Below are 20,335 nucleotides of genomic sequence, written 5' to 3'. Positions count from 1 at the left end.
AAAAGCGGGGCGAGTTGCCCCGCTCCGGGTCAGAGCCTGCTCTGGAGTTATTCGTATTGCAGAACGAATGGCAGGGTGGCGTCACCGCGACCGGCAACGACAGTGTCCAGGGCCCCGGTGGTGACGTAGGCAGCGGAGAATTTCAGGGTGGTGTTGCCATCCTGCAGGGTGTTCTCGACGCGGGCGGTGGCGTCGGAAGTCAGGTCGATCAGCGCGCCATTGGCGTCGAGCAGGGCAATACCGACGTTTTTCGCCGCGCCCAGACCATCAATCAGTCTCAGTACTTTGGTGCCTTCGACCAGGCCAGAACCGTCGGCTTTTTTCGGTTGGAAGATCATCGACACTTTGGTGCCCTTGTTGCAGTTGATCTTCATGTCGAAGTTTTCCGCGCTCAGCTTGCCGCTGCCAATCGGCGCGGCGGCGGTGCCCATGTCTTTGATCGACACTTCACCCATGGGCACGGAAATAGTCTTGTTCATGTCCGAGCTTTCAACGGAGCAGGCGTCGTTGTTGATTTTTCCAGTGAAGTTGATGGTGCCGGAACCGGCTTTGGTCGGCACGGGGTCGGCGGCGAGCGCGTGACCAGTGGCGGCGAGGATCGAGAGGGTCATAAAGGCCAGGGTGAACTTCTTCATTCTGATTTCCATAGGTGTTTTAAGTGCTGCATGAAAGTGCAGTTACACAATACGGAGGCCAATCGGAAGAAAGAATCAGACGATCCTTATAAGCACTAACGGCGGGTTTCGGCAGGCTCGATAACGCCGGTTAATTGAACAGTTTGCGCTCCAGGCAGTACGCCAATAAGTCCTGGTCACTGGCAACTTCCAGTTTGCGCATGGCCGCGATCTTCTGCGCACTGATCGTCTTGGCGCTTCTATTCTGGCTGCGGGCAATTTCATTGACACTCAGCCCGGCGACAAACAGGCGCAATATTTCATGCTCCTTGGGCGACAGCCGGGCAAAGCGTTCGTCCAGGGCGGTGCTGGACTCCACCACCGACGTGGGGGCGGCCCCGGCGCTGTGAAACGGCTTGCCGCTGGCGACGGCCTTGAGCGCGATTTCAATTTCGTTGTGCAACTGGCTCTTCTGGATAACCCCGAGTACACCCAGCTCATGGAGCCGGGTCAGGATCAACGGGTTGGAGATCATGGTCAGCACCAGGACCTGCACGTTCGGGAAGTGTCGCTGCAAATACCCCACGAGCTTCAGGCCATCGCCGTAGGGGGAGTCGGCGGGCATGTTGAAGTCGGTGATCACCAGGTCGACCGGCTGCTGTTCCAGCAGCTTGATCAGGCCGACGGAGCTGACGGCTTCGCCGACCACGCTGAAATGCACATCGCGCTCTACCAGTTCGCGTACGCCGAGCAACACGATAGGGTGATCGTCAGCGATGACAACGTTTAGTTTTTTCATGACCGGTCGTCCGTAAGGTTTGCTGAAAAAGTGGGGGGTAGTCATTCGACGGCGAGCAGCACAGCGCCCAGCGCTTCAAGGACGTCAAGCACCTCCTGCGCCAGGGCCGGGGTGATGGTCAGCCCGGTCAGCCGGCACTCGAGCTCGGCGCAGGTCTGCGCCAGGGCAAGGGCCTGCACCACGGCCAATGACCCGGCGATGCTGTGAAGTTTCTGTGCCACGCCGTCGGCATCGCCACGCTCAAGCGCGGTGCGGGTGTCCTGCATGTCCTGTTGCAGGGTACTGACAAACAGCGCCCGCATCTTCGCTGACAACTGCAGCGGTGTTGCAGGCGCTTGCGGGAGCGGGGGGAGGGTGGCGCCGATGGCATGCGCCGACTGGTTCGCTCTGCAGTGCTTGAGCAATTGCGTGCGCAAGGTCTGCAGGTTCAGCGGCTTGACCAGCCAGGCATTCATGCCCACGGCCGCGCAGCGTTCACCTTCCTCGCGCAGGGCATTGGCAGTGACGCCGATAATGGGCACCTGAGTATCCCGTTGGCGCAAGGCCGAGGCCAGTTCGTAGCCATTGGTGATTGGCATGTTGACGTCGGTCAGGACCAGGTCGAACCGCCCGGGCAGCCATTGGGCCAGCGCCTGTTCACCATTGTCGGCAACCGTTACGGTACAACCCAGCGCTTCCAGTTGTTCCTTGATGATCGCCTGGTTGATCGGATTGTCTTCAGCCACCAGTACCCGCAGGTTCAGGGCCAGGGCCTGGTGCGGCACCGGTGCCTGGTGTTGGGGGTTGCCCCCTTGCTGCGCCAGGTAGACCGCCCAGGCGATAGCGCGCACATCGTGGGCATCGACTTCCCAGCCTTGGGCCGAATGCTGCGGCGGGTTACGGGCGCCTGCGGCGGCGATAATCCGCGCTCCGGGCCAGGGCGTTTCGTTGCCCAGCGGCAACATATCCACCAACAGTGTCGAGGCCGCTGCCGGTTTCATCTCGGCACCTGCGGGCCAGGCTTGTGCGCCCAGGCGATTGAGCCAGGTGCACAGGTGCTGCGCCAGCTCCTGGGTCGGAGCACGCACGCAAACCGGCGCAGCGCCCGGCTCGAACGCCGGGCAATCGGCCAGCTCGCCCGGTCGGCACTCAAGTGCCAGTTGCAGGGAAAAACTGCTGCCCAGGCCAGGTTCGCTGACGACCTTGAGCTGGCCGGCCATCAATTCACACAGCCACCAGCAAATTGCCAGGCCCAACCCTGCACCGGCTTCACTGGAGGCGTCGCGCACCTGGTAGAACGGATCGAACAACTGCGCCTGCTGGGCCTGGGAAATACCGATGCCCGAGTCGCTGACCTGCCACTGCAGGCTGGCTTCCTCGCCACTGCGTTGCAGTACCCGCAGGCGCAGTACCACCCGGCCGTGATCGGTGAACTTGATCGCGTTGCTCAAGAGGTTATTGAGGATTTGCCGGATGCGCAGCGGATCGCCGCGCACCCGGTCAGGGAGTGTGGCGTCAATGCAGGCATAGAGCTGCAACCCCTTGGCCTGGGCGGAGGCGCTGTAGGTGCGCACGGTGTCTTCGGTCAGTTCCAGGGGGCAGAAGTCCTGGGCTTCCAGGGTCATTTGCCCGGACTCGATCTTCGACACGTCCAGTACATCGCTGATCAACTGGAACAAGGTTGCCGAGGAACGCTGGATGGTGTCCAGGTACTGCTGCTGACGCGGCTCAAGCGCCGTCAGCCCCAGCAATTCGAGGGTGCCCAGCACGCCGTACAGCGGCGTGCGGATCTCGTGGCTCATGGTCGCCAGGAACCGGGTCTTGGCTTCGTTGGCCGAGTCGGCGGCTTTGCGTGCCTGTTCCAGCGCCACGGCGTCCTCGACCCGGCGGGTGACATCATGGATGGCGCACAGCCAGACATCCTGGCCGTGATAGCGGGTGGAAATGAAATCGACGTGCAGGTGACGGCCGTCGACCTCAAGGTCGGTCTGCCCGGAGCGGGTAAGGTCGTGCTGGCGGTTGAGGGCGTTGATCAGCTTGGCACTGTCCTGCCATTGCTGGGCGCGCGGGTTCTCCATCAACACCTGATGATCGCTGCGGCGGACCACGCACAGCCCGGTCGGCGCGGTGTCGATGACAGTGCGGCTGAACGCCTCGCTTTCGGCGATGCTCTCATGGGCCTGGTGGGCCGGCAGCACCACCCGGCGTTTGTACCAGCGGTTGAAGGCCCAGCCGCCGCCCAGCGCCGCCAGCAGCGCCAGCAACAAGCCAAGCAACGGCCAGCGGGCGTAATTGAGGAAACTCTTGATACTGATGACGTAGATCCCCGTCCAGGGTCGCCCCTGGGTGCTGGATACCTTGAACACCAGCCCGTCACTGTTGAAGTTCAGCCCTTCATGCAGGTGCAGTTCAGGCTTCACCGCACCGATCAGCGCTTCGCCGGAGGGGGCGATCAGGGTGAAATGGTCGTAGATCGTCCACTGCATGATCCGCTCGACGTCGTTGACCTGGGACAGGTTCAGCAGAGACGCGACCACCACCCAGGGGCTGGCACCCTGGATGTTCAGATGGGTCGAGGACAGGTCGATATTGACGTAGCCGAGCACGGACGGGATGGCAACGTTATCGGATGCTTCGTTGTACTGCACCCAGTGAACCTGGTTGTCCAGCGGCTTGGGATTGTTGTCGTGCAGCCGCTGCAGCACCTGCTTCATCACTGCGACGAACTCGCCACCCTGTATCTGACCTGCGTCGCGCAAGCGTCCGGCGGCGGGCACGGCAATGTCGAAGTTGTCCGGAACGTTGAACAGAAACACCTGTGGTGACTGAAAGTGCGAGGCAGACCAGAAGGCGCTGTAGTAATCGGCCAGGTGCGCCCCGAGGGTAAAGACTTTCGCCTGTTGGCTCGGTGCAACACTGTCCGGGTTGATCTTCACGCTGAACGGCAACGAGAACGAAAACTGTTGCCCCTGATAGATGTCAGGGCCTTCATCGGGCAGTGCCTTTTGTAGCGATATGGGGGAGACCAGTGAGTCCAGCAGCTCACCTTTGGCACTCTGCGCAGACACCGTGTCGAGAAAGGCTTCCTGCTCGCGCAGGTTCTCCAGCACCCGGGCAAAGTGGAACCGCACCGTGTCGTGCTGTTCTTCGAGCGTGCGCTGCACCCCCCAATAGCTGACGCCGATCAACAGCAGTACGGTGGTGCACAGCACGGTCAGGCCTCTGTTCAGGCGCAGCGAGCTGTTGGCCAGCTTCTCGAAGAAAGCGTTGGGATGATTCATCGCGGGGCCACCCGGTAGGTGAGCGCAAAGCGGTTGTGCACGGAGACCTCGAAGCAAGAGACGTTCAAACGCACATGCCTGCGGGTCAATACGCGCTTGCCGGACCGTCATGGGTCAACAACTGCTGGAACTGACTCGAAGACACGGCTTGGGAAATCAGGAAACCCTGGACCTGAGTGCAGTCGATTTTACGCAACAGAGCAAGTTCCTGCGCGGTTTCTACACCTTCGGCCACGACGGTCAGACCCAATTGCCGGCCCAGCGCGACAATGCTGGTCAACGCCTGGGCCAGCTCTTCGTTCTCGTTGCAGCCCTGGACCAGCGCCCGATCGATCTTCAGCTCGGTAAAGGGCGTCGACACCAGGTTCATGTAGGAGCTGTAGCCCTTGCCGAAATCATCTTGCGACAGGCCGAACCCCATGATCCGCAGCCGGCAGGCGCCGGCGTAGAAATTGCTGATGTCCTGCGGTACCGAGCACTCCATCAGCTCGAAGCAGATTTTCCCCGGTACCCCTTGCTGATCGTGAACAAACGCCAGAATGCGATCGGCCAGGTCATGGCTGTTGAGCAGGTGGGTGGGCAGGTTGATGGACACCGGAATGTCATAGCCCTGCTCACGCCACTGCGCCTGGGCTTTGATCGCCTGGCCCAGCACGTGCCACAACAGGGGTTCTTCCAGGCCGTAAAGCTTGAGCGCGGTGAGGAACATGCCCGGCAACAGCACCCCGTACTCGGGGTGCATCCAGCGCACCAGTGCCTCGGCGGCGACGATGCGACCATTGGCCAGGGCCTTCTTGGGTTGAAACCAGGCCTGCAGCTGACCGTTGTCGAGGGCATCGAGGATCGCCTGGCGCTCGAAGCCCGGAGTGGGCTCGGGCTGCGCGGCATTGCGCAAGCCCATGAGTTGATCGGTCAGGCTGCGCAGGGCGGCGGCCTTGACCGGTTTCGAGATCAGGCCGATGACCTTCACTCCCAGGTTGCGCGCCACCAGGCTGGCCGCCATCAGCATACGCCGCGAGGTTGCACTCATGATTGCCAGGGCTGGCCTGCAGCGCAGGGCTGCCAGGCCCTGGATGAACTGCACGCCATCCATGCCGGGCATCAGCAAGTCAGTGAGGACCAGGTCGAACTGACGCCGTTTCAAGCGAGCGAGCGCTTCGGCGCCATCGCATGCCACCTCCAGATGGAAATCACCCAGTTCGCTGAACAGGTGTTGCAGGTACAGGTGCTGGAAGGGGTGGTCTTCGACAATCAAAATGCTACAGGGCTTCATGGGGAGTTCTTTCATAAGGCGCCAGGTAATTGAACAGGGCTCTGAGCGTGAAAGGCTTGACCAGGCAGTGATTCATACCCGCCGCCAGGCACAAGGCCGCTTCACCGCGCAGGGCGTTGGCGGTGGCACCGATGATGGGCGCCGTGCAGCCCAGGCGACGCAGCTCCCGAGCCAGCTCGTAACCATTGAGCCCAGGCATGTTGACGTCGCTGAGGACCGCGTCGAATTTTCCGTTGTCCCAGAGCGACAAGGCCTCGTTGCCATTGGCGGCCAGCTCCACGGTGCAGCCGAGCTCTTCCAGTTGATCGCGCAGGATCAGTTGATTGATCACGTTGTCTTCGGCGACCAGGATGTGCAGGTTCAGCTGCTTGAGGTCGTACGGATCGAACGCCTCCCGGGGGCTTGCCACCCACAGCCCTTGGGCCAGGCTGACGGCCTGGTGAATGGCCGGCAAGTCGTTGAGGTTGACCTTCCAGGCGCCGGACATGATCTGCGGTTCGTTGCTGCCATCGCCGCAGGCCAGCACCAGCGGGCCGAGCCAATGGGGCTCCAGGCGCTGCTCGAAAGCGCTGGCGTGCAGTTCGATCAGGACACTTTGCGTGGCAAGGTCGGCGCTGGGCGGGCGACCGATTTGCGGACGGGCGCCCCAGCGACGCAACCAGCCACTGACGACCTCGGCCAGTTCGCGGATCGGTGAAACCACATGGACGATCTCCGGCAGCAGGCTGGACATGGTGCTTGGCAGGGTATTGCCCGAGGGTTGCTCCAGTGGCAGGGTCAGGGAAAAACTGCTGCCCAGCCCCAGCTCGCTGACCATGCGGATACTGCCGTTCATCAAATGGGTCAGGCGCTGGCAGATGGGCAGGCCAAGCCCCGTACCCGCCACCACATTGGTGTTGCCATCGATCTGGTAGAACGGATCGAAAATCAACGCCTGATCGTCCTGGCTGATCCCTTTGCCGGTGTCCGAGACTTGCCATTGCAAGGTAGCGCGCTCGCCTTCGCGGCACAGCAGCCTGACCCGCAGGACCACCCGTCCAGCGTCGGTGAACTTCACGGCGTTGTTCAGCAGGTTGTTGAGGATCTGGCGGATTCTCGTGGCATCGCCGATAACCCGCTCCGGCAACTGCGGGTCCAGGCAGGCATACAGCTGCAAGCCTTTGCTGCGGGCGGCGGCGGCATAGCTCTGGATGACTTCCTGTACCAGCCCCAGCGGGCAGAACTCGCTCGACTCCAGCACCAACTGGCCCGCTTCGATTTTCGACACGTCCAGCACATCGCAGATCAACTGCAACAAGGTTGCCGAGGAGCCTTCGATCGCCCGCAGATAGTCGCGCTGCTGGACGTCCAGTGGCGTACGCGCGAGCAGTTCCAGGGTGCCCAGCACACCGTACAGCGGGGTGCGGATTTCGTGGCTCATGGTTGCCAGGAACAACGTCTTGGCTTCGTTGGCGGCATCGGCCAGTTGCCGCGCCTGTTGCAGCGCCTCTTCGATCTGGGTGCGGGCGCTGATGTCGCTGAAGGCGCACAACAGCACGTCCTCGCCCTTGTAGCGGGTGGGCGAGCTGCTCAAGTACAGGTGGCGGCCATCGGCGGTTTCAAAATAGTCGGTGAAGGTCGCCGACGTGCCAGCAAAGGCCTGGCAAATCCAGCCGGGGCACAACTGCTCGCGCTCACCGCCCTGGCCCAGCCACTGTTGGGACAGGGTGTTTTCCAGCACCACCTGGCCATCGGCGCGGCGCAGTACGCACAGCGCCACAGGGGCGGTCTGGATCACGTCGCGGCTGAACAGCTCGCTTTCGACCACGGCCTGGATCCGGTGGATGGTCGGGGTGATGAAACGATGCTCCAGGCGCCGGATCAGCAGCCACACCAGGCTGATACTCAGCAGGCAGAACAGCAGGGCGCCCAACAGTTGCGATACCAGCGCGGCGAGCAGCGCCTGCAGGCTGATGGAATACACCAGTTGCCAGTCGGATGACTTGAGTTGTTTGCGAATCACCAGGTGATCGGGCAGCCAGCGTTCGCCAACCAGCCCGAAGAAGTTCTCGCGCTGCAGTTGCAACAGGTTCTGGCTCAAGTGTGCGCTGTGGCTATTGGTAAACAACAGCATGCCCTGGGCGTTGAACATCATGAACTCGCCGGCGCTCTGGTCGTTCAAGGCGCTGGAGACTTTACGGCCATCCATTTCCAGGCCCAGCCAGCCGGAGTCCACGTCACGTTCGTCCAGGCGGATGAAAATGTACAGCTGTGCATGCTTGGCCGATTGATGAGTCAGCCAAAGCTCTTCATGGGGTGAGTTGTTTTCGCGCTTCAAGGTTTCCAGGCTTTTGAGCATCGCCTGAGGAAAGGTTCTCGGCATCGGCGTCGCGGTGTACAGGCGTTTTACCTGTGCGTCGGTGCCGCTGCTGACGTAAATCAGATTGACCTGCTTGGCTTTCAAGTTGTCGCGCATGCGCTGGGTCAGCCCGATGCGCCACTGCTTGCCGGGCGTGGTGCCCAGCAGCAGGTGGATTTCTTCATCGGACATCGGTGGCACGCTTCGGGATTTACGCGTGGCCGACAGGCTGAGGCTCTCGAGCAGGGCCTGGCGGGTGGTGAAAAACGTATGGGCCTCGGCGATCGCGCTGCTCATGTAGCCACGACGCTGCGACACTTCATTGGTGAAGGTGAACAACAAAAAGTTGTACACCCCGCCCAGAATGCCGATCAGCAACACCACAGCGAAAATGCGCAACAAGCGTCGCGCCGCATGGGGGGTGGAAAGGATCGGGTTGATCTGATGCAGGTACGTCTTCAATCTCATGCCGGCACTTTAGGCACGCGGGGGTGCCGGCGATATAAGACGATCCTTAATTGACTACAGGTAGCTCATGATGAAGGTCACGGCAGTGTTGGCGCTGCCTGCTTCAAGGTGATCTTCGGCCAGGCGGTAGTAGGCGGCGGCCAAGGGGATTTTGAAGTCGGTACCCAAGGGGTCGAAGCCATTGAACGGATACGAGGTGTCCAGGGCAATGGGTTGTCCTGAATCGTTCATCAACTGCAAGCCGATGCCCTTGGCCGTGGATTCGCCATTCAGTGCCACGACACCGTTTTTTGCATCGATGACCCGAGTGGTGGCCTTGAGTTGGTACGTCACTTTCTTGATGCCGCGCTGGCACTGGTTCAGGGCAATGTTGAACTTGATCACCCGCGGGGTATCGCCACTTTTTTCGAATTCCTGCAGGCGGTAGTCGTCACCCATCGATACCGGCACCGAGGGTGTTTGGCAGGAGGCGGTATTCAGGTGAATGGGCTTGAGCAGGTTGAACTTGATGAACACCAGGTCAGTAACTTGCAGGTTGCCCAGAAAACCGGCGGGAATTTCGTTGGTCGCTGACAAATCGCCGGATTTGAACACTTCGAGCGTGTAGTTACCGCCGTTGGTTGTATAGGTCCCTGCGCCCACGTTAAACGGCGGTGGCATGTAGGAGATGTTCGGGTTGGGGGTGCCCACGCGAAATGAAAGCCCGCTCTTGCCCAGGGGGTAAGTACTGTCTACCGGTATACCCAGGGCAGGGTTCATGGCGAATCCGTATCGTGTTGCTGCCGCACACGTGAAGACATGCTCTGCTGAGTTAAGGCTTTGCTGATAAACGATAGTGCCGATGGGGGCGTCCTGGGGGATCGTCAAGCTGTCAGCGGTCAAACCGGCGCCGAAGTTCACCGTGGTCTCTTTGTTGTGCTTGTCACTAAAGGTAAAGGTGCAATTGGCAGCCATTGCATCGGGGCCAACTGCCCATGCGACTACACAAGCGATGCCCAATAAAATGCGCTGCCAGGTTGAAAAAATCATGGTGATGACGGTACACGGTGATGAAGATGCGATGCATCTCTAGTGTCCATGCCCAGACGCGAACATCAGGCGATTCTTAGAGTGCATCGCCGCTGTTGGCGCAACTAGGCAAACGACCCCGTACATAACGCGCCACCAGCACACCGCTGGGCAAGGGTGAAATCGACAGCGCGCTGATCATCTGTGTACTATCGCGCCCAGGCCAATGCTGCCTGCCGCTCGCGCCCACAAGGGCATGGTGAAAGCATGTAAAGAAGCACCCGAACCCTGTCGCTTTTCTTGCAGTCGAGGTTTGGCAACGCGAGCACCACACGGCCTCGGCTTCAGGAGGAACGATGATTTCAAACGAGCAAGCCAAACAGATGGCCAAGCGCCTGCGCGTGTCGCTGCAAGCGCATAGCCCAGCGCTTTCACACGCTGCTGCGCTGGAACTGGTGGCGCAGCAACTGGGCTACAAGGACTGGAACACCGCCGCCGCGCTGTTGCCCCCAGACACCCCGCCAGCGGCGATCCGCTTCGACAAGCCCATCCCCATCCTGCGCAGTTTCGATGAAGCCAAGGCCCGCGAGTTCTACCTGGGTTTTCTCGGTTTCAGCGTCGAGTTCGAGCACCGCTTCGAGGCCGATTTGCCGCTGTACCTGGGCATCAACCGCGATGGCCTGCAGTTGCACCTGTCCGAGCATCACGGCGATGCCAGCCCGGGGGCGACGATCTTCGTGCCCATGCACAATATCGAGCAACTGCGCGACGAACTGCAGGCCAAGCGCTACGGCTATGGCCGGCCGGACATCGTCGAGCAGGGCTGGGGCAAGGTGCTGGAGGTCTATGATCCGTTTGGCAACCGGATTCGCTTCTGCCAGAGCTGATGGACCCTGATAGAGCTGTGCTGGCCTCATCGCGGGTCAAGCCCGCTCCTACAGGAGCGAGCTTGACCCGCGATTGAGCGCGAAGTGGCTCAACGCACGCGCTGGGCAATCCACTGCCGGTACTGGCGGGCGCGCAGCGCATTGCCCAGTTGCTGGCCGATCAGCGCCCACAGCGGCGATACCTGCGGGCGGGGCGCCTTGCCCTGGCTGAGCTTGCGCAGCTGGAACTTGACCAGGGCCATGTTGGCCAGCGATGCCAGCGGCTTGTTCTTCCAGGTGATCGGCGCCAGCGCCGGCGCCGTGCCCTTGCCTTGCTGCCAGGCGCGGGGCAGGTTGGGGTCGATGGCCAGCGCCGTGCCGATGCCGACCATGGCCACGCCACTGTCGACCACCTGCTGGGCCACCGGCAGGCGACGGATGCCGCCAGTGACCATCAGCGGCATGCTCGCCACCTTCTGTACGTCGCGGGCGAACTCCAGGAAGTAGGCTTCCCGGGCCAGGGTGCGTCCGTCGCGAGCCTCGCCCTGCATGGCCGGGGCTTCGTAACTGCCACCGGACAATTCCACCAGGTCGACGCCCCGGCCGTTGAGCAGTTGCACCACCTGGCGGGCATCGTCGGCACTGAAGCCGCCGCGTTGAAAGTCGGCGGAGTTGAGCTTGACCGCCACGGCAAACTGCGGCGCCACCACGGCGCGCACCGCCTTGACGATCTCCAGCAGCAGCCGTGCACGGTTTTCCAGCGAGCCGCCCCAGGCGTCGTTGCGCTTGTTGCTCAGCGGCGAGAGGAACTGGCTCAGCAGGTAACCATGCGCGGCATGAATCTCAACCCCGGTGAAGCCGGCCTGTTCGGCCAGTTGCGCGGTACGGGCAAAGCGCTGGATGACCTCGACGATCACCGCTTCGGTCATCGCCTGGGGCGTGTTGAAGTGTTTGGACAGTTTGCCCATTTCCAGCGCCACCGCCGAAGGTGCCCAGGTCGGTTGACCGAGGTTGGCCGGCATCTGCCGCCCGGGGTGGTTGATCTGCAGCCAGAACTGCGCCCCATGGCTACGGCCGACGCTGGCCCAGCGCTTGAACTTGGCCAGTTGCCGGTCATCTTCGAGCACCACACCGCCCGGGCCGGTCATGGCGCGGCTGTCGACCATCACATTGCCGCTGATCAGCAGGCCCGCGCCACCGTCGGCCCAGGCCTGGTACAAACGCAGCAACTCTGCGGACGGCGCCTGGTCGGCGTCGGCCATGTTCTCTTCCATCGCGGCCTTGGCCAGGCGGTTGGGGATCTCGCTTGCGTTGGGCAATGTCAGCTTGTCGAACACGTTCATGGGGAGTGCCTCGTTTGATCGTGTTCAAACCATAACCTTAAAGTTAACTTTAATGTCAACAGGCTTTTTCAGGGGGTGAAGCAGGGTGCCAGGGCAGGGCCCTGGCACCGCAGTATCAGCTGCGTATGAAGGCCAGCAGGTCGGCGTTGATGATATCGGCATGGGTGGTGGGCATGCCGTGGGGGTAGCCCTTGTAGGTTTTCAGGGTGCTGTTGCTGAGCAGCCTGGCCGACAGCAGGCCTGAATTTTCATAGGGCACGATCTGGTCATCGTCGCCGTGCATCACCAGCACTGGCAGGGTGAGGCGCTTCAAGTCCTCGGTAAAGTCGGTCTGCGAGAAGGCGACGATGCCGTCGTAGTGGGCCTTGGCGCTGCCCATCATGCCCTGGCGCCACCAGTTGAGGATCACCCCTTGCGAAGGTGTCGCCCCGGGGCGGTTGTAGCCGTAAAACGGCCCGGCGGGAATGTCGTGGTAGAACTGCGCGCGGTTGGCCGCCAGTTGCGCCTGCAGGTCGTCGAACACCGACTTGGGCAGGCCGCCGGGGTTGCTGGCGGTCTGCACCATCAACGGTGGCACCGCCGCCAGGATCGCCGCCTTGCTGGCGCGGTCCTGGCCGTGGCGGGCCAGGTAATGCACCACCTCGCCGCCGCCGGTGGAATGTCCGACATGCACTGCGCCGCGTACCCCCAGGTGATCGACCACCGCCGCCACGTCATCGGCGTAATGGTCCATGTCGTGGCCATCCCAGACCTGGCTGGAGCGCCCGTGGCCGCGGCGGTCATGGGCGATAACCCGATAACCCTGGGCCAGGAAGAACAGCATCTGCGCATCCCAGTCGTCACCGCTGAGCGGCCAACCGTGGTGGAAGAAAATCACCTGGGCATCGCGCGGGCCCCAGTCTTTATAGAAGATTTCAACGCCGTCTTTGGTTGTGACGAATGCCATGTTCGTTGCTCCTCTGTGATGTGTTTGCTGCGTCCTAGGGTTAAAGTAAGGTTTAAGGTCACTGCCCTGTTGAAGGCGAGCTATGAGAATAGGAGAACTGGCGAAACGCAGCGGCCTGAGTGCCTCGCGAATTCGCTTTTACGAGACCAGCGGCCTGATCAGATCGGTGGCGCGCAAGGCCAACGGCTATCGCGACTACGCCCCGCAAGCGCTGTGGACCCTGCAGATCATCACCAGCGCCCAGGGCGCAGGGTTTAGCCTTGAGGAGATTCGTCAGCTGCTGCCGGCCAATGCCGACGGCTGGCAGCATGACGCGCTGCTGGCCGGGCTCAAGCGCAAGGTCGCCGAGATCGAAGTACTGCAAGCGCAACTGGCGCAGAACCGCGAGCAGTTGCTGGTGGCCATCGACAGTATCGAAAACCGCCCCGAGGACCGCGACTGCACCGACAATGCCAGGATGCTGATGGAACGGCTGCTGGAACAGGGGCGAGCGGGGCAGGAGTGAATGCTTTGGGGATCAGCGCTGACGCTGCAGCCCCTCTGCGCCAACCGCGCCAGCCGGCAACCCTTCGACAAATGCCGCAATCTGGCGGCTGCCGCGCACATGCACCACCGGTACCTGCGGGCCGATGGCCTCGCGCACCGCCTCGATCCCCGGGCGATAACCGCGATTGAAGGTCCAGACAAACTTCAAGAAAGTCAGAAACGCCCGGTCGAGCTTTTCGCTGCAGCCGTCCGCCAGGTCAGGCCGAGGGCGATTCAACACACTGCGCTTGATCACCCGCATCAAGCAGGTCAGGCGCGGCGTATCCAGCCAGACCACCAGGTCAGCCCGGGGCAGGCGCAGGTCAAACGTGCGTCGCGCATAGTTGCCTTCACACACCCAGGTGTCCTGCGACACCGCCTCGCGCACCCGCGAGCGGAACTGCTCGGCATCGGGTTCGACCCAGCCGGGTTCCCAGAACAGCCTGTCCAGGTGCACCACTGGCAAGCCCAGTTGTTTGCCGAGGGCGCGGGCGAGGGTGGACTTTCCGCTGCCAGCGTTGCCCAGAATGACGATCCGTTGCATGAGGGACTACCTTGTCGGGAAAAAAAGCCGGCGATTGTGCCGGTTTTGCCGGGGAAATTAAACAAGGACTGGCGGCACGCCATCGCCGCTGTGGTGGTGTGATGCCGTTGCGCTAACGATGAAAGTCCCATGCACGTCGGCGCGAATATGGGCTTTAATGTCCGTGCAACGCACCTGTGCTCAACATTGGATTTCGACCGCATGCGAGATGGGCCCAACAGCCCGCTTCAGAATGCTATGCGCTTGTCCGATCAAGGAAGATAACAACATTGAAAACAGCTTTCGGCGCCCTGTTTCTGATCTGCCTGACTGCCAGCGCATTCGCTGACGATAACCCGGTTGGCTTCCAGTCCTCCACGCTGCTGGACACGCATGATAATCGCACGCTGGAGATGGTCGTCTGGTACCCCAGTGCAACCACCGCCACCACGCAATTGATCGCCGATAATGCAGTGTTTGTCGGTGCCTCTGCCGTTCGTAACACGCCACCGGCTGCTGGCGAACACCCATTGGTAGTGCTCTCCCACGGTTTCGGGGGCAACTGGGGCAACCAGACCTGGCTTGCCAGTGCGCTGGCCCACAAGGGTTACATCGTCGCCGCGGTCAACCACCCCGGCACCACTAGCCGTGACCGTAGCCCTCAAGCAGCGGCGCAGTTATGGCAACGGCCCGTGGATCTGAGCCGAGCCATTGAAGCGGTCACGACTCAACCTGAAAAATTTGGCCAGGTCGCGGAGCGCCGAATTGCGGTAGTGGGCCATTCACTGGGTGGCTGGACCGCCATGGAGATCGTCGGGGCCCGTTTCGACCCAGACCGATTTGCCCGTGACTGCAAAGCCCACCCGCAGTTGGTCAGTTGCACCGTTTATCAACAGATGAACGCCGAAAGCACTTCAGCATTGAAGGCCGGGTTGGCCGGTGATTTGCGCGATAAACGCGTCACCGCGGTGGTTACACTGGACCTGGGCCTTTCACGCGGGCTGACCGATGAAAGCCTTGCGGCGCTGCCGGTACCAGCGCTAGTGATCGCTGCCGGCGTACCGTCGCAAGAGCTCCCCGCTCAGTTGGAGTCCGCCAACTTGGCCAAACGCCTGCCCCAAGCGTCAAGCCGTTACGTCGAAATCAGCGACGCAAGCCACTTCAGCTTCATGTCGGTGTGCAAACCTGGTGCGGTGGCAGTGCTCGAAGAAGCAGTACCAGGCGATGGCATCATCTGCCGAGATGGCGACAACGGCCGCCCACGTGGGTTGATCCAGCAGCAGATTACCTCGCTGATCACTGAGTTTCTGACGCAGTCATCTGGCAACAGCGAGGACATGTTGTAAACCATCAGTATTAGGGGGGGCGGTGCTTGTCTACAAAGACTGCACTGCAGGCTGGGAACCTGGCGAATAGCCTTGATTGTTGACGGGTAACCACTAGCCTTTACACATCTTCGCGTCACCCCCTCAAGGCAGGAGAGCACCCATGAGCAAGCCAGGCAATACCGTGATGCTGCGCTTTGATCCGGCATTTGCGTCATTGCGTGACGGCCTTTCGGTTGCCTTGCAGATCGGCGACACGCTGTGGCTGGCCAACGACGAAACCACCAGCCTGGAACGCCTGACCATCCAGTCCGCAGCACCCGGCGAGGCTGTGATGTGCGATGAGCACCACGCCTTCCCGCTCATGGAATACCTGAGCCTGCCCATACCCGATCCAGACGCCGAGATCGACATCGAGGGCCTGGCCTATGCCCCTGACGGGGGGTATCTCTGGGTCGTCGGCTCCCATAGCCTCAAGCGCAAGAAGGCGGATGCCGACAAATCCGCGCAGAAGAACATCAAGCGCCTGTCGACCGTAGAGGCTGACGGCAATCGCTTTCTGCTGGCGCGTCTCCCTGTGGTGCAGCAGAACGACCGCTATGAGCTCGCCGAAAAGGTGGATGGCGATGGACGTACGGCGGCGCAGTTGCATGGCAACGCGCTCGGCAACGACCTGACCGCGGAAATCGCCAAGGACGATCAGCTGCGCGACTTTCTGCGCATCCCGGGCAAAGACAACGGTTTCGACATTGAAGGCTTGGCCGTCATCGGCTCGCGCCTGCTGTTGGGGCTTCGGGGGCCAGTGCTGCGCGGCTGGACCGTGCTGCTGGAGATCGAACCCGAAGCCGACGGCGACTCCACCGACACCCTGGTGCTGAAGAAGATCGGCCCGGGTGGGCGTCGCTACCGCAAACACTTTTTTTCGCTCAATGGCCTGGGGGTGCGAGACCTGTGTACCCGCGGCGATGACCTGCTGATTCTGGCGGGGCCGACCATGGACCTGGACGGCCCGGTCACGGTGTTCCGTTGGCGCGGCGGCTTCGCAGCCGATGAAGAGCAGGTGGTGTTCGCCGATCAATTGGAGACGGTGCTGGAGGTGCCGTTCGGCAAAGGCGACGACCATGCAGAGGGCATGTGTTTGTTCAAATCGGCTGAGGAGAGCAGGGAGCTTTTGCTGATCGTCTACGACGCTGCCGCGCAGCGTCGTAAACACGGTGACCGGAGTGTCGAAGGGGACCTGTTTACCCTCGATTAACGGCGGCGCACTCGCCAGGCAAGGTCGGAGCGCCGCACACTATCGTGCTAGCGCTATTCGTCCACGCTGACACCCGATCCGCCTAATTCGCTAGGGACATCCTTCAGCTTGGGCAACCCGTCTTTGATGCGCAGGTGGGTCTCCTGATAGTGGACGTGAACGCCTGGCGAATACGCGAAATCCGGGATGACGGCGGCATACACGTCGATGAGCCCCATCCCCGGGTGTTCGGTGAAAATATGCCCGCCGCAATGCTTGCACCATTTGCGAAAACTCTGCGGTGTCTTGTTGTAAGTGCCAATGTTCTCAGCCCCCCGCGTTACTTGCACTGCCTCGGGTTTCCACAGCGTGAAGGCATTGACCGGCGCGGCTGACCAATGTCGACACGACTCGCAATGGCAATAGCCCATTGCGGCTGGCTCACCGCTGACGGTGAACTCGACTGCGCCGCAAAAACAACTGCCCTTGTAAGACTTTTGAATGCTCATGGAATGACTCCTTGATCAGTTGCTACACACATCGCTGAAGTGGGAATGGATCGCCTGAGGGTCGGTTAGCTTCATCCGTCGGTGAAGCGCACCGCTGTCGCCGGCGTGCGTCGCACCTGCAACTGGAAAATGTCAGGGCGCGCATAGTGCCCGGTGACGTCAAGCGCCCGCCGCGCCGGCGCCACGAGTGACACGTCAATGTCTGCATACAGAATGCCTGCCTCTCGGTGTAATGGACCGGCTGTGATCCGGCCTTGCGGGTTGACCACCACCGAGTCGCCGTCGTTGATCCACTCTTGCGGATCGGGAAACAGTTGCGTGCGCGCCGGAAAGTCATCGGGAATGTCGCTGCCGCGCAACGCGGTGCCACTGCCGAGCACCCAGCATCGACCTTCGAGTGCAATGTGACGCATCGTGCTGATCCAGCCCTCGCCGGTGTCGTACGTGGGGGCGACGTAGATTTCCACTCCTTGGGCATACAAAGAATAGCGCGCCAAGGGCATGTAGTTTTCCCAGCAGATGAGCGCACCAATGCGCCCGACGGGTGTATCGACCGTACGCAACCCTGACGCATCACCGAAACCATGGACCATGCGCTCGGGGTTCGTTGGCATCAGCTTGCGATGCCGGTTGAGCACTTCGCCGTTCGTACCGATAACGACTACGCTGTTGTAGAGCGTGCCGCCGCCATTACGCCGGTCGCATTCATTGATACCGCATACGATTGTCACGGCGTGAGCGCTGGCGGCCTCGCACAATTCGTTCAGGTCGCCGTTGGCGATATCAACGGCGTTGGCCAGCAGACGCGTGTGCAACTGGCCGATTGCAGCCCCGTCTTTTCCCGCCGCCAGCCGCCAGATCCACGACGGGTAACCTGGAATGTACGATTCGGGCAAAACGATCAGCGAGGCGCCCGCCGCCGCGGCCTCAGCGACCGATTGCACGGCCCGGGCGATGGTCGCGCTGCGATCGAGCAGCACGGGCGGACGCTGAATGATGGCTATCTTGGTCATGGCGTTCTCCTGAGGCGGTGGCTTTCACAGGTTTCAGCGTGCACGCGTCGAAGGCACGAGGCTAGTTCAGAATCTGAAGCGTTGTAGTTGCGGAGTACAGGCGATGGATGAAAGCTACGGTCAGTTCTGCACGGTCGCGCGCGGTGCCGAAGCACTGTGCGAGCGCTGGACGCCTTTGGTCGTGCGCGAGCTGCTATGCGGCAGCAAGCGCTTCAATGAACTGCACCGCGGCGTACCACGGATGTCCACCAGCTTGCTGGCACAGCGGCTGCGCCACTTGGAAGCTATCGGTGTCGTACATCGCACGGCCGCAGGCAAAGTCTGGGAGTACAGCCTGACCGAGGCAGGCGAGGAATTGCGCCCCATCATAATGGCGCTAGGCCATTGGGGTGCGCGCTGGATAGGGAGTCGCCTTCGCGATAACGAACTCGACGCGGGCCTGCTCATGTGGGACGTGCGCCGGTTTGCGCGCATCGAGCTGTTCCCGTCCCGGTCGGTGGTCATCCACTTCAGGTTCCGAGACGCGCGCTCCGGCGAGCAAGCGTGGTGGCTGGTGGTCGAACAGGGTGTGGCAGATCTGTGCCGCGACGACCCGGGACGCGAACTCACGCTCGTCGTGGACTCAAGCGTGCGCGCGTTGACCGAAGTATGGACAGGCGACCGCACACCCAGGGAGGTGCTTCAGTCGCGGGAGTTGCGTGTAGACGGCGCTGAGCAGGATGCGGAAAACTTGTGGCGCTGGCTTGGCACGAGTGCGTTCGCCGGTACCCGGAGCGCTGCAATCCAGCCTGTGCAATAGCCATCGAGAAAGGTAAGCGTTCGACCGTCCGCTTCTGGCCGTTAGCAGCCTGTCACGACTGCTCGCCAACACCCCTTGGCTGCCCATCACCCACAGCAGTTTCTGCAAATCGCTGCCCTGGTATGCAGAACACCCGCTAGCGGCTTCCCGATCATGCACTTTGCATGATGGGAATGCTCTGCAATCGCTGCAACATATTGAATTCACAGGCATTACCAATTGAGCAGGCTTGGCACAGGGCATGCACCCGTTCTACTGAACATTCGATGTTCCTCACGGGAGCTCAAAAACAATGATTACAACATCAGAAACCCACTCGACCACCATCGCCGAAGTGGAAAACCGCTCCGGCGTGTCATGGCCGGCAATTTTTGCAGGCGCGGCAGGTGCGGCGGCGTTGTCGCTGATACTGGTACTGCTCGGTTTTGGGCTGGGCTTTTCGGCCGTTTCTCCGTGGCCTGGCGACGGAATGAGCGCCAAGAGCCTGGGAATATCCACGATTGTCTGGCTGGCGCTGACCCAGATTATCGCTTCCGGCCTGGGGGGGTACCTGGCGGGTCGCCTGCGGGTCAAGTGGGCGAGCGTGCAGGGTGATGAGGTTTACTTTCGCGATACGGCCCATGGCTTTCTGGCATGGGCCGTTGCCACGCTGGTAACGGCAACGCTGGTGGTCGGTTCGGTCAGCAGTATCGTGGGCGGTGGGGTGCAGGCAGGTGCTCAAGTTGCAGCGGGCGCCGCAGGCGGCATCACGTCAGCAGCGTCGGCTGCCGCTAGCACCACGGACAGCGACCCCTATGGCTACTTTGTCGACAGCCTTTTTCGTGGCGATAGCACTGTAGCGGTCAATGAGGATGCAACCCAGGGGGTGGTAACCCGGATCATGACTCGCTCGTTGCGCAGCGGCGGGCAGCTTAAGGCCGAAGACCGACTGTACCTGGCGCAACTGGTCAGCCAGCGCACCAACCTGACCCCGGCCCAAGCCGAGCAGCGGGTCGACGAGGTGTTCGCCCAGGCGCGTCAGGCAATAGACGACGCCAAAAGGGTTGCCCGTGAAGCGGCCGATGCCGCCAGCAAGGTGGCTGCGGTGTCGGCATTGTGGATGTTCATCGCTTTGTTGTGCGGGGCATTTTTCGCCAGTCTCGCCGCAACCTATGGTGGCCGCCGTCGCGATGCGGTGATGCCGGTCGATGACTATATCAACGCCCGAGTCCGTTGAACCGAGGAGAACTATCATGCGTTCGCTACTGTTGTTCATGTTGGGTGTGCCTATTCCCGTGATCATCCTGATCGCACTGTTTATGCATTGATTGCCAGGCGATGTCGGCGGCCTTGCCGCCGACACCTATACTCCCGCGCCATCCCTCAAAAAAACTGCAGCCACCCCTCACTTTTTTGAATTACCACCCGCCAGCCCAACCCCGGCAAAATCCCCGCCCACGCAACACCCAAAAAATTCCATCTCCACGGACGGAGCCCATTGGTATTGCCCCTC

At 61.5% G+C, this 20,335-nt stretch carries 17 protein-coding genes; 6 read left to right on the top strand and 11 right to left on the bottom strand.

The window, feature by feature from the left end; translation table 11 throughout:
* Positions 1 to 47 precede the first annotated feature (47 nt).
* From LOY45_RS15780 to LOY45_RS15755, 6 genes are all read right to left on the bottom strand, one after another.
* Positions 48 to 635: a fimbrial protein gene (locus LOY45_RS15780; RefSeq protein ID WP_134062110.1), complete on the bottom strand. Its 588-nt coding sequence runs from the start codon at positions 633 to 635 to the stop codon at positions 48 to 50.
* 130 nt (positions 636 to 765) lie between these two features.
* Entirely contained in the window at positions 766 to 1,413 is a 648-nt protein-coding gene (locus LOY45_RS15775; RefSeq protein ID WP_258577977.1) for a response regulator, read from the bottom strand.
* A gap of 41 nt (positions 1,414 to 1,454) precedes the next feature.
* Complete coding sequence (locus LOY45_RS15770; RefSeq protein ID WP_258577976.1) at positions 1,455 to 4,673, bottom strand: hybrid sensor histidine kinase/response regulator; 3,219 nt, start codon at positions 4,671 to 4,673, stop codon at positions 1,455 to 1,457.
* A gap of 85 nt (positions 4,674 to 4,758) precedes the next feature.
* A complete protein-coding gene (gene pvrR, locus LOY45_RS15765) occupies positions 4,759 to 5,946 on the bottom strand; it encodes a response regulator cyclic di-GMP phosphodiesterase PvrR (RefSeq protein WP_115087044.1) in 1,188 nt (395 codons plus the stop codon).
* Positions 5,933 to 8,752, bottom strand: coding sequence for an ATP-binding protein (locus LOY45_RS15760; RefSeq protein WP_258577975.1), 2,820 nt, complete (start codon positions 8,750 to 8,752; stop codon positions 5,933 to 5,935). Before LOY45_RS15760 ends, pvrR begins: the two co-directional genes overlap by 14 nt.
* A gap of 54 nt (positions 8,753 to 8,806) precedes the next feature.
* Complete coding sequence (locus tag LOY45_RS15755; protein WP_258577974.1) at positions 8,807 to 9,781, bottom strand: fimbrial protein; 975 nt, start codon at positions 9,779 to 9,781, stop codon at positions 8,807 to 8,809.
* A gap of 335 nt (positions 9,782 to 10,116) precedes the next feature.
* Between LOY45_RS15755 and LOY45_RS15750 the strand changes: the two genes are divergently transcribed.
* Positions 10,117 to 10,647, top strand: coding sequence for a glyoxalase superfamily protein (locus LOY45_RS15750; RefSeq protein ID WP_115087041.1), 531 nt, complete (start codon positions 10,117 to 10,119; stop codon positions 10,645 to 10,647).
* Positions 10,648 to 10,736: 89 nt separating this feature from the next.
* On the opposite strand, the gene LOY45_RS15745 is transcribed toward LOY45_RS15750, so the two are convergent.
* Complete coding sequence (locus tag LOY45_RS15745; protein WP_134062106.1) at positions 10,737 to 11,969, bottom strand: NADH:flavin oxidoreductase/NADH oxidase family protein; 1,233 nt, start codon at positions 11,967 to 11,969, stop codon at positions 10,737 to 10,739.
* 115 nt (positions 11,970 to 12,084) lie between these two features.
* Entirely contained in the window at positions 12,085 to 12,915 is an 831-nt protein-coding gene (locus tag LOY45_RS15740; protein ID WP_010225637.1) for an alpha/beta fold hydrolase, read from the bottom strand.
* A gap of 82 nt (positions 12,916 to 12,997) precedes the next feature.
* Between LOY45_RS15740 and LOY45_RS15735 the strand changes: the two genes are divergently transcribed.
* A complete protein-coding gene (locus LOY45_RS15735; RefSeq protein ID WP_258577973.1) occupies positions 12,998 to 13,420 on the top strand; it encodes a MerR family transcriptional regulator in 423 nt (140 codons plus the stop codon).
* Between the two features lie 12 nt (positions 13,421 to 13,432).
* On the opposite strand, the gene LOY45_RS15730 is transcribed toward LOY45_RS15735, so the two are convergent.
* Complete coding sequence (locus LOY45_RS15730; RefSeq protein WP_258577972.1) at positions 13,433 to 13,984, bottom strand: P-loop NTPase family protein; 552 nt, start codon at positions 13,982 to 13,984, stop codon at positions 13,433 to 13,435.
* A gap of 269 nt (positions 13,985 to 14,253) precedes the next feature.
* Here LOY45_RS15730 and LOY45_RS15725 point away from each other — a divergent pair, with 269 nt between their 5' ends.
* Together LOY45_RS15725 and LOY45_RS15720 are read left to right on the top strand one after the other, a co-directional pair.
* Positions 14,254 to 15,309 (top strand): alpha/beta hydrolase family protein, encoded by a 1,056-nt coding sequence (locus LOY45_RS15725; RefSeq protein WP_258577971.1) that lies wholly within the window; start codon positions 14,254 to 14,256, stop codon positions 15,307 to 15,309.
* Positions 15,310 to 15,451: 142 nt separating this feature from the next.
* Positions 15,452 to 16,543: a DUF3616 domain-containing protein gene (locus LOY45_RS15720; RefSeq protein ID WP_115087036.1), complete on the top strand. Its 1,092-nt coding sequence runs from the start codon at positions 15,452 to 15,454 to the stop codon at positions 16,541 to 16,543.
* A 53-nt stretch (positions 16,544 to 16,596) separates the two neighbouring features.
* Here LOY45_RS15720 and LOY45_RS15715 read toward each other — a convergent pair whose 3' ends face one another.
* Together LOY45_RS15715 and LOY45_RS15710 are read right to left on the bottom strand one after the other, a co-directional pair.
* Positions 16,597 to 17,031, bottom strand: a complete 435-nt coding sequence (locus LOY45_RS15715; protein WP_115087035.1) for a GFA family protein — start codon at positions 17,029 to 17,031, stop codon at positions 16,597 to 16,599.
* A 71-nt stretch (positions 17,032 to 17,102) separates the two neighbouring features.
* On the bottom strand, positions 17,103 to 18,044 hold the full coding sequence (locus LOY45_RS15710; protein WP_233673676.1) for a carbon-nitrogen hydrolase family protein: 942 nt from the start codon (positions 18,042 to 18,044) through the stop codon (positions 17,103 to 17,105).
* A gap of 103 nt (positions 18,045 to 18,147) precedes the next feature.
* Between LOY45_RS15710 and LOY45_RS15705 the strand changes: the two genes are divergently transcribed.
* Both LOY45_RS15705 and LOY45_RS15700 read left to right on the top strand, forming a co-directional pair.
* Positions 18,148 to 18,843 carry a winged helix-turn-helix transcriptional regulator gene (locus LOY45_RS15705; protein ID WP_233673675.1) on the top strand — a complete coding sequence of 232 codons (696 nt, stop codon included), beginning with the start codon at positions 18,148 to 18,150 and terminating at the stop codon, positions 18,841 to 18,843.
* A 292-nt stretch (positions 18,844 to 19,135) separates the two neighbouring features.
* Positions 19,136 to 20,059: a hypothetical protein gene (locus LOY45_RS15700; protein ID WP_233673674.1), complete on the top strand. Its 924-nt coding sequence runs from the start codon at positions 19,136 to 19,138 to the stop codon at positions 20,057 to 20,059.
* The last annotated feature ends 276 nt before the right edge of the window (positions 20,060 to 20,335 follow it).

Origin of the sequence: Pseudomonas wadenswilerensis, assembly GCF_024749185.1 — a bacterium.
Lineage (GTDB): Bacteria > Pseudomonadota > Gammaproteobacteria > Pseudomonadales > Pseudomonadaceae > Aquipseudomonas > Aquipseudomonas wadenswilerensis.
The sequence above is the reverse complement of the archived record's forward strand: the minus strand, read 5'-3'. Positions and strand labels throughout refer to the sequence as shown.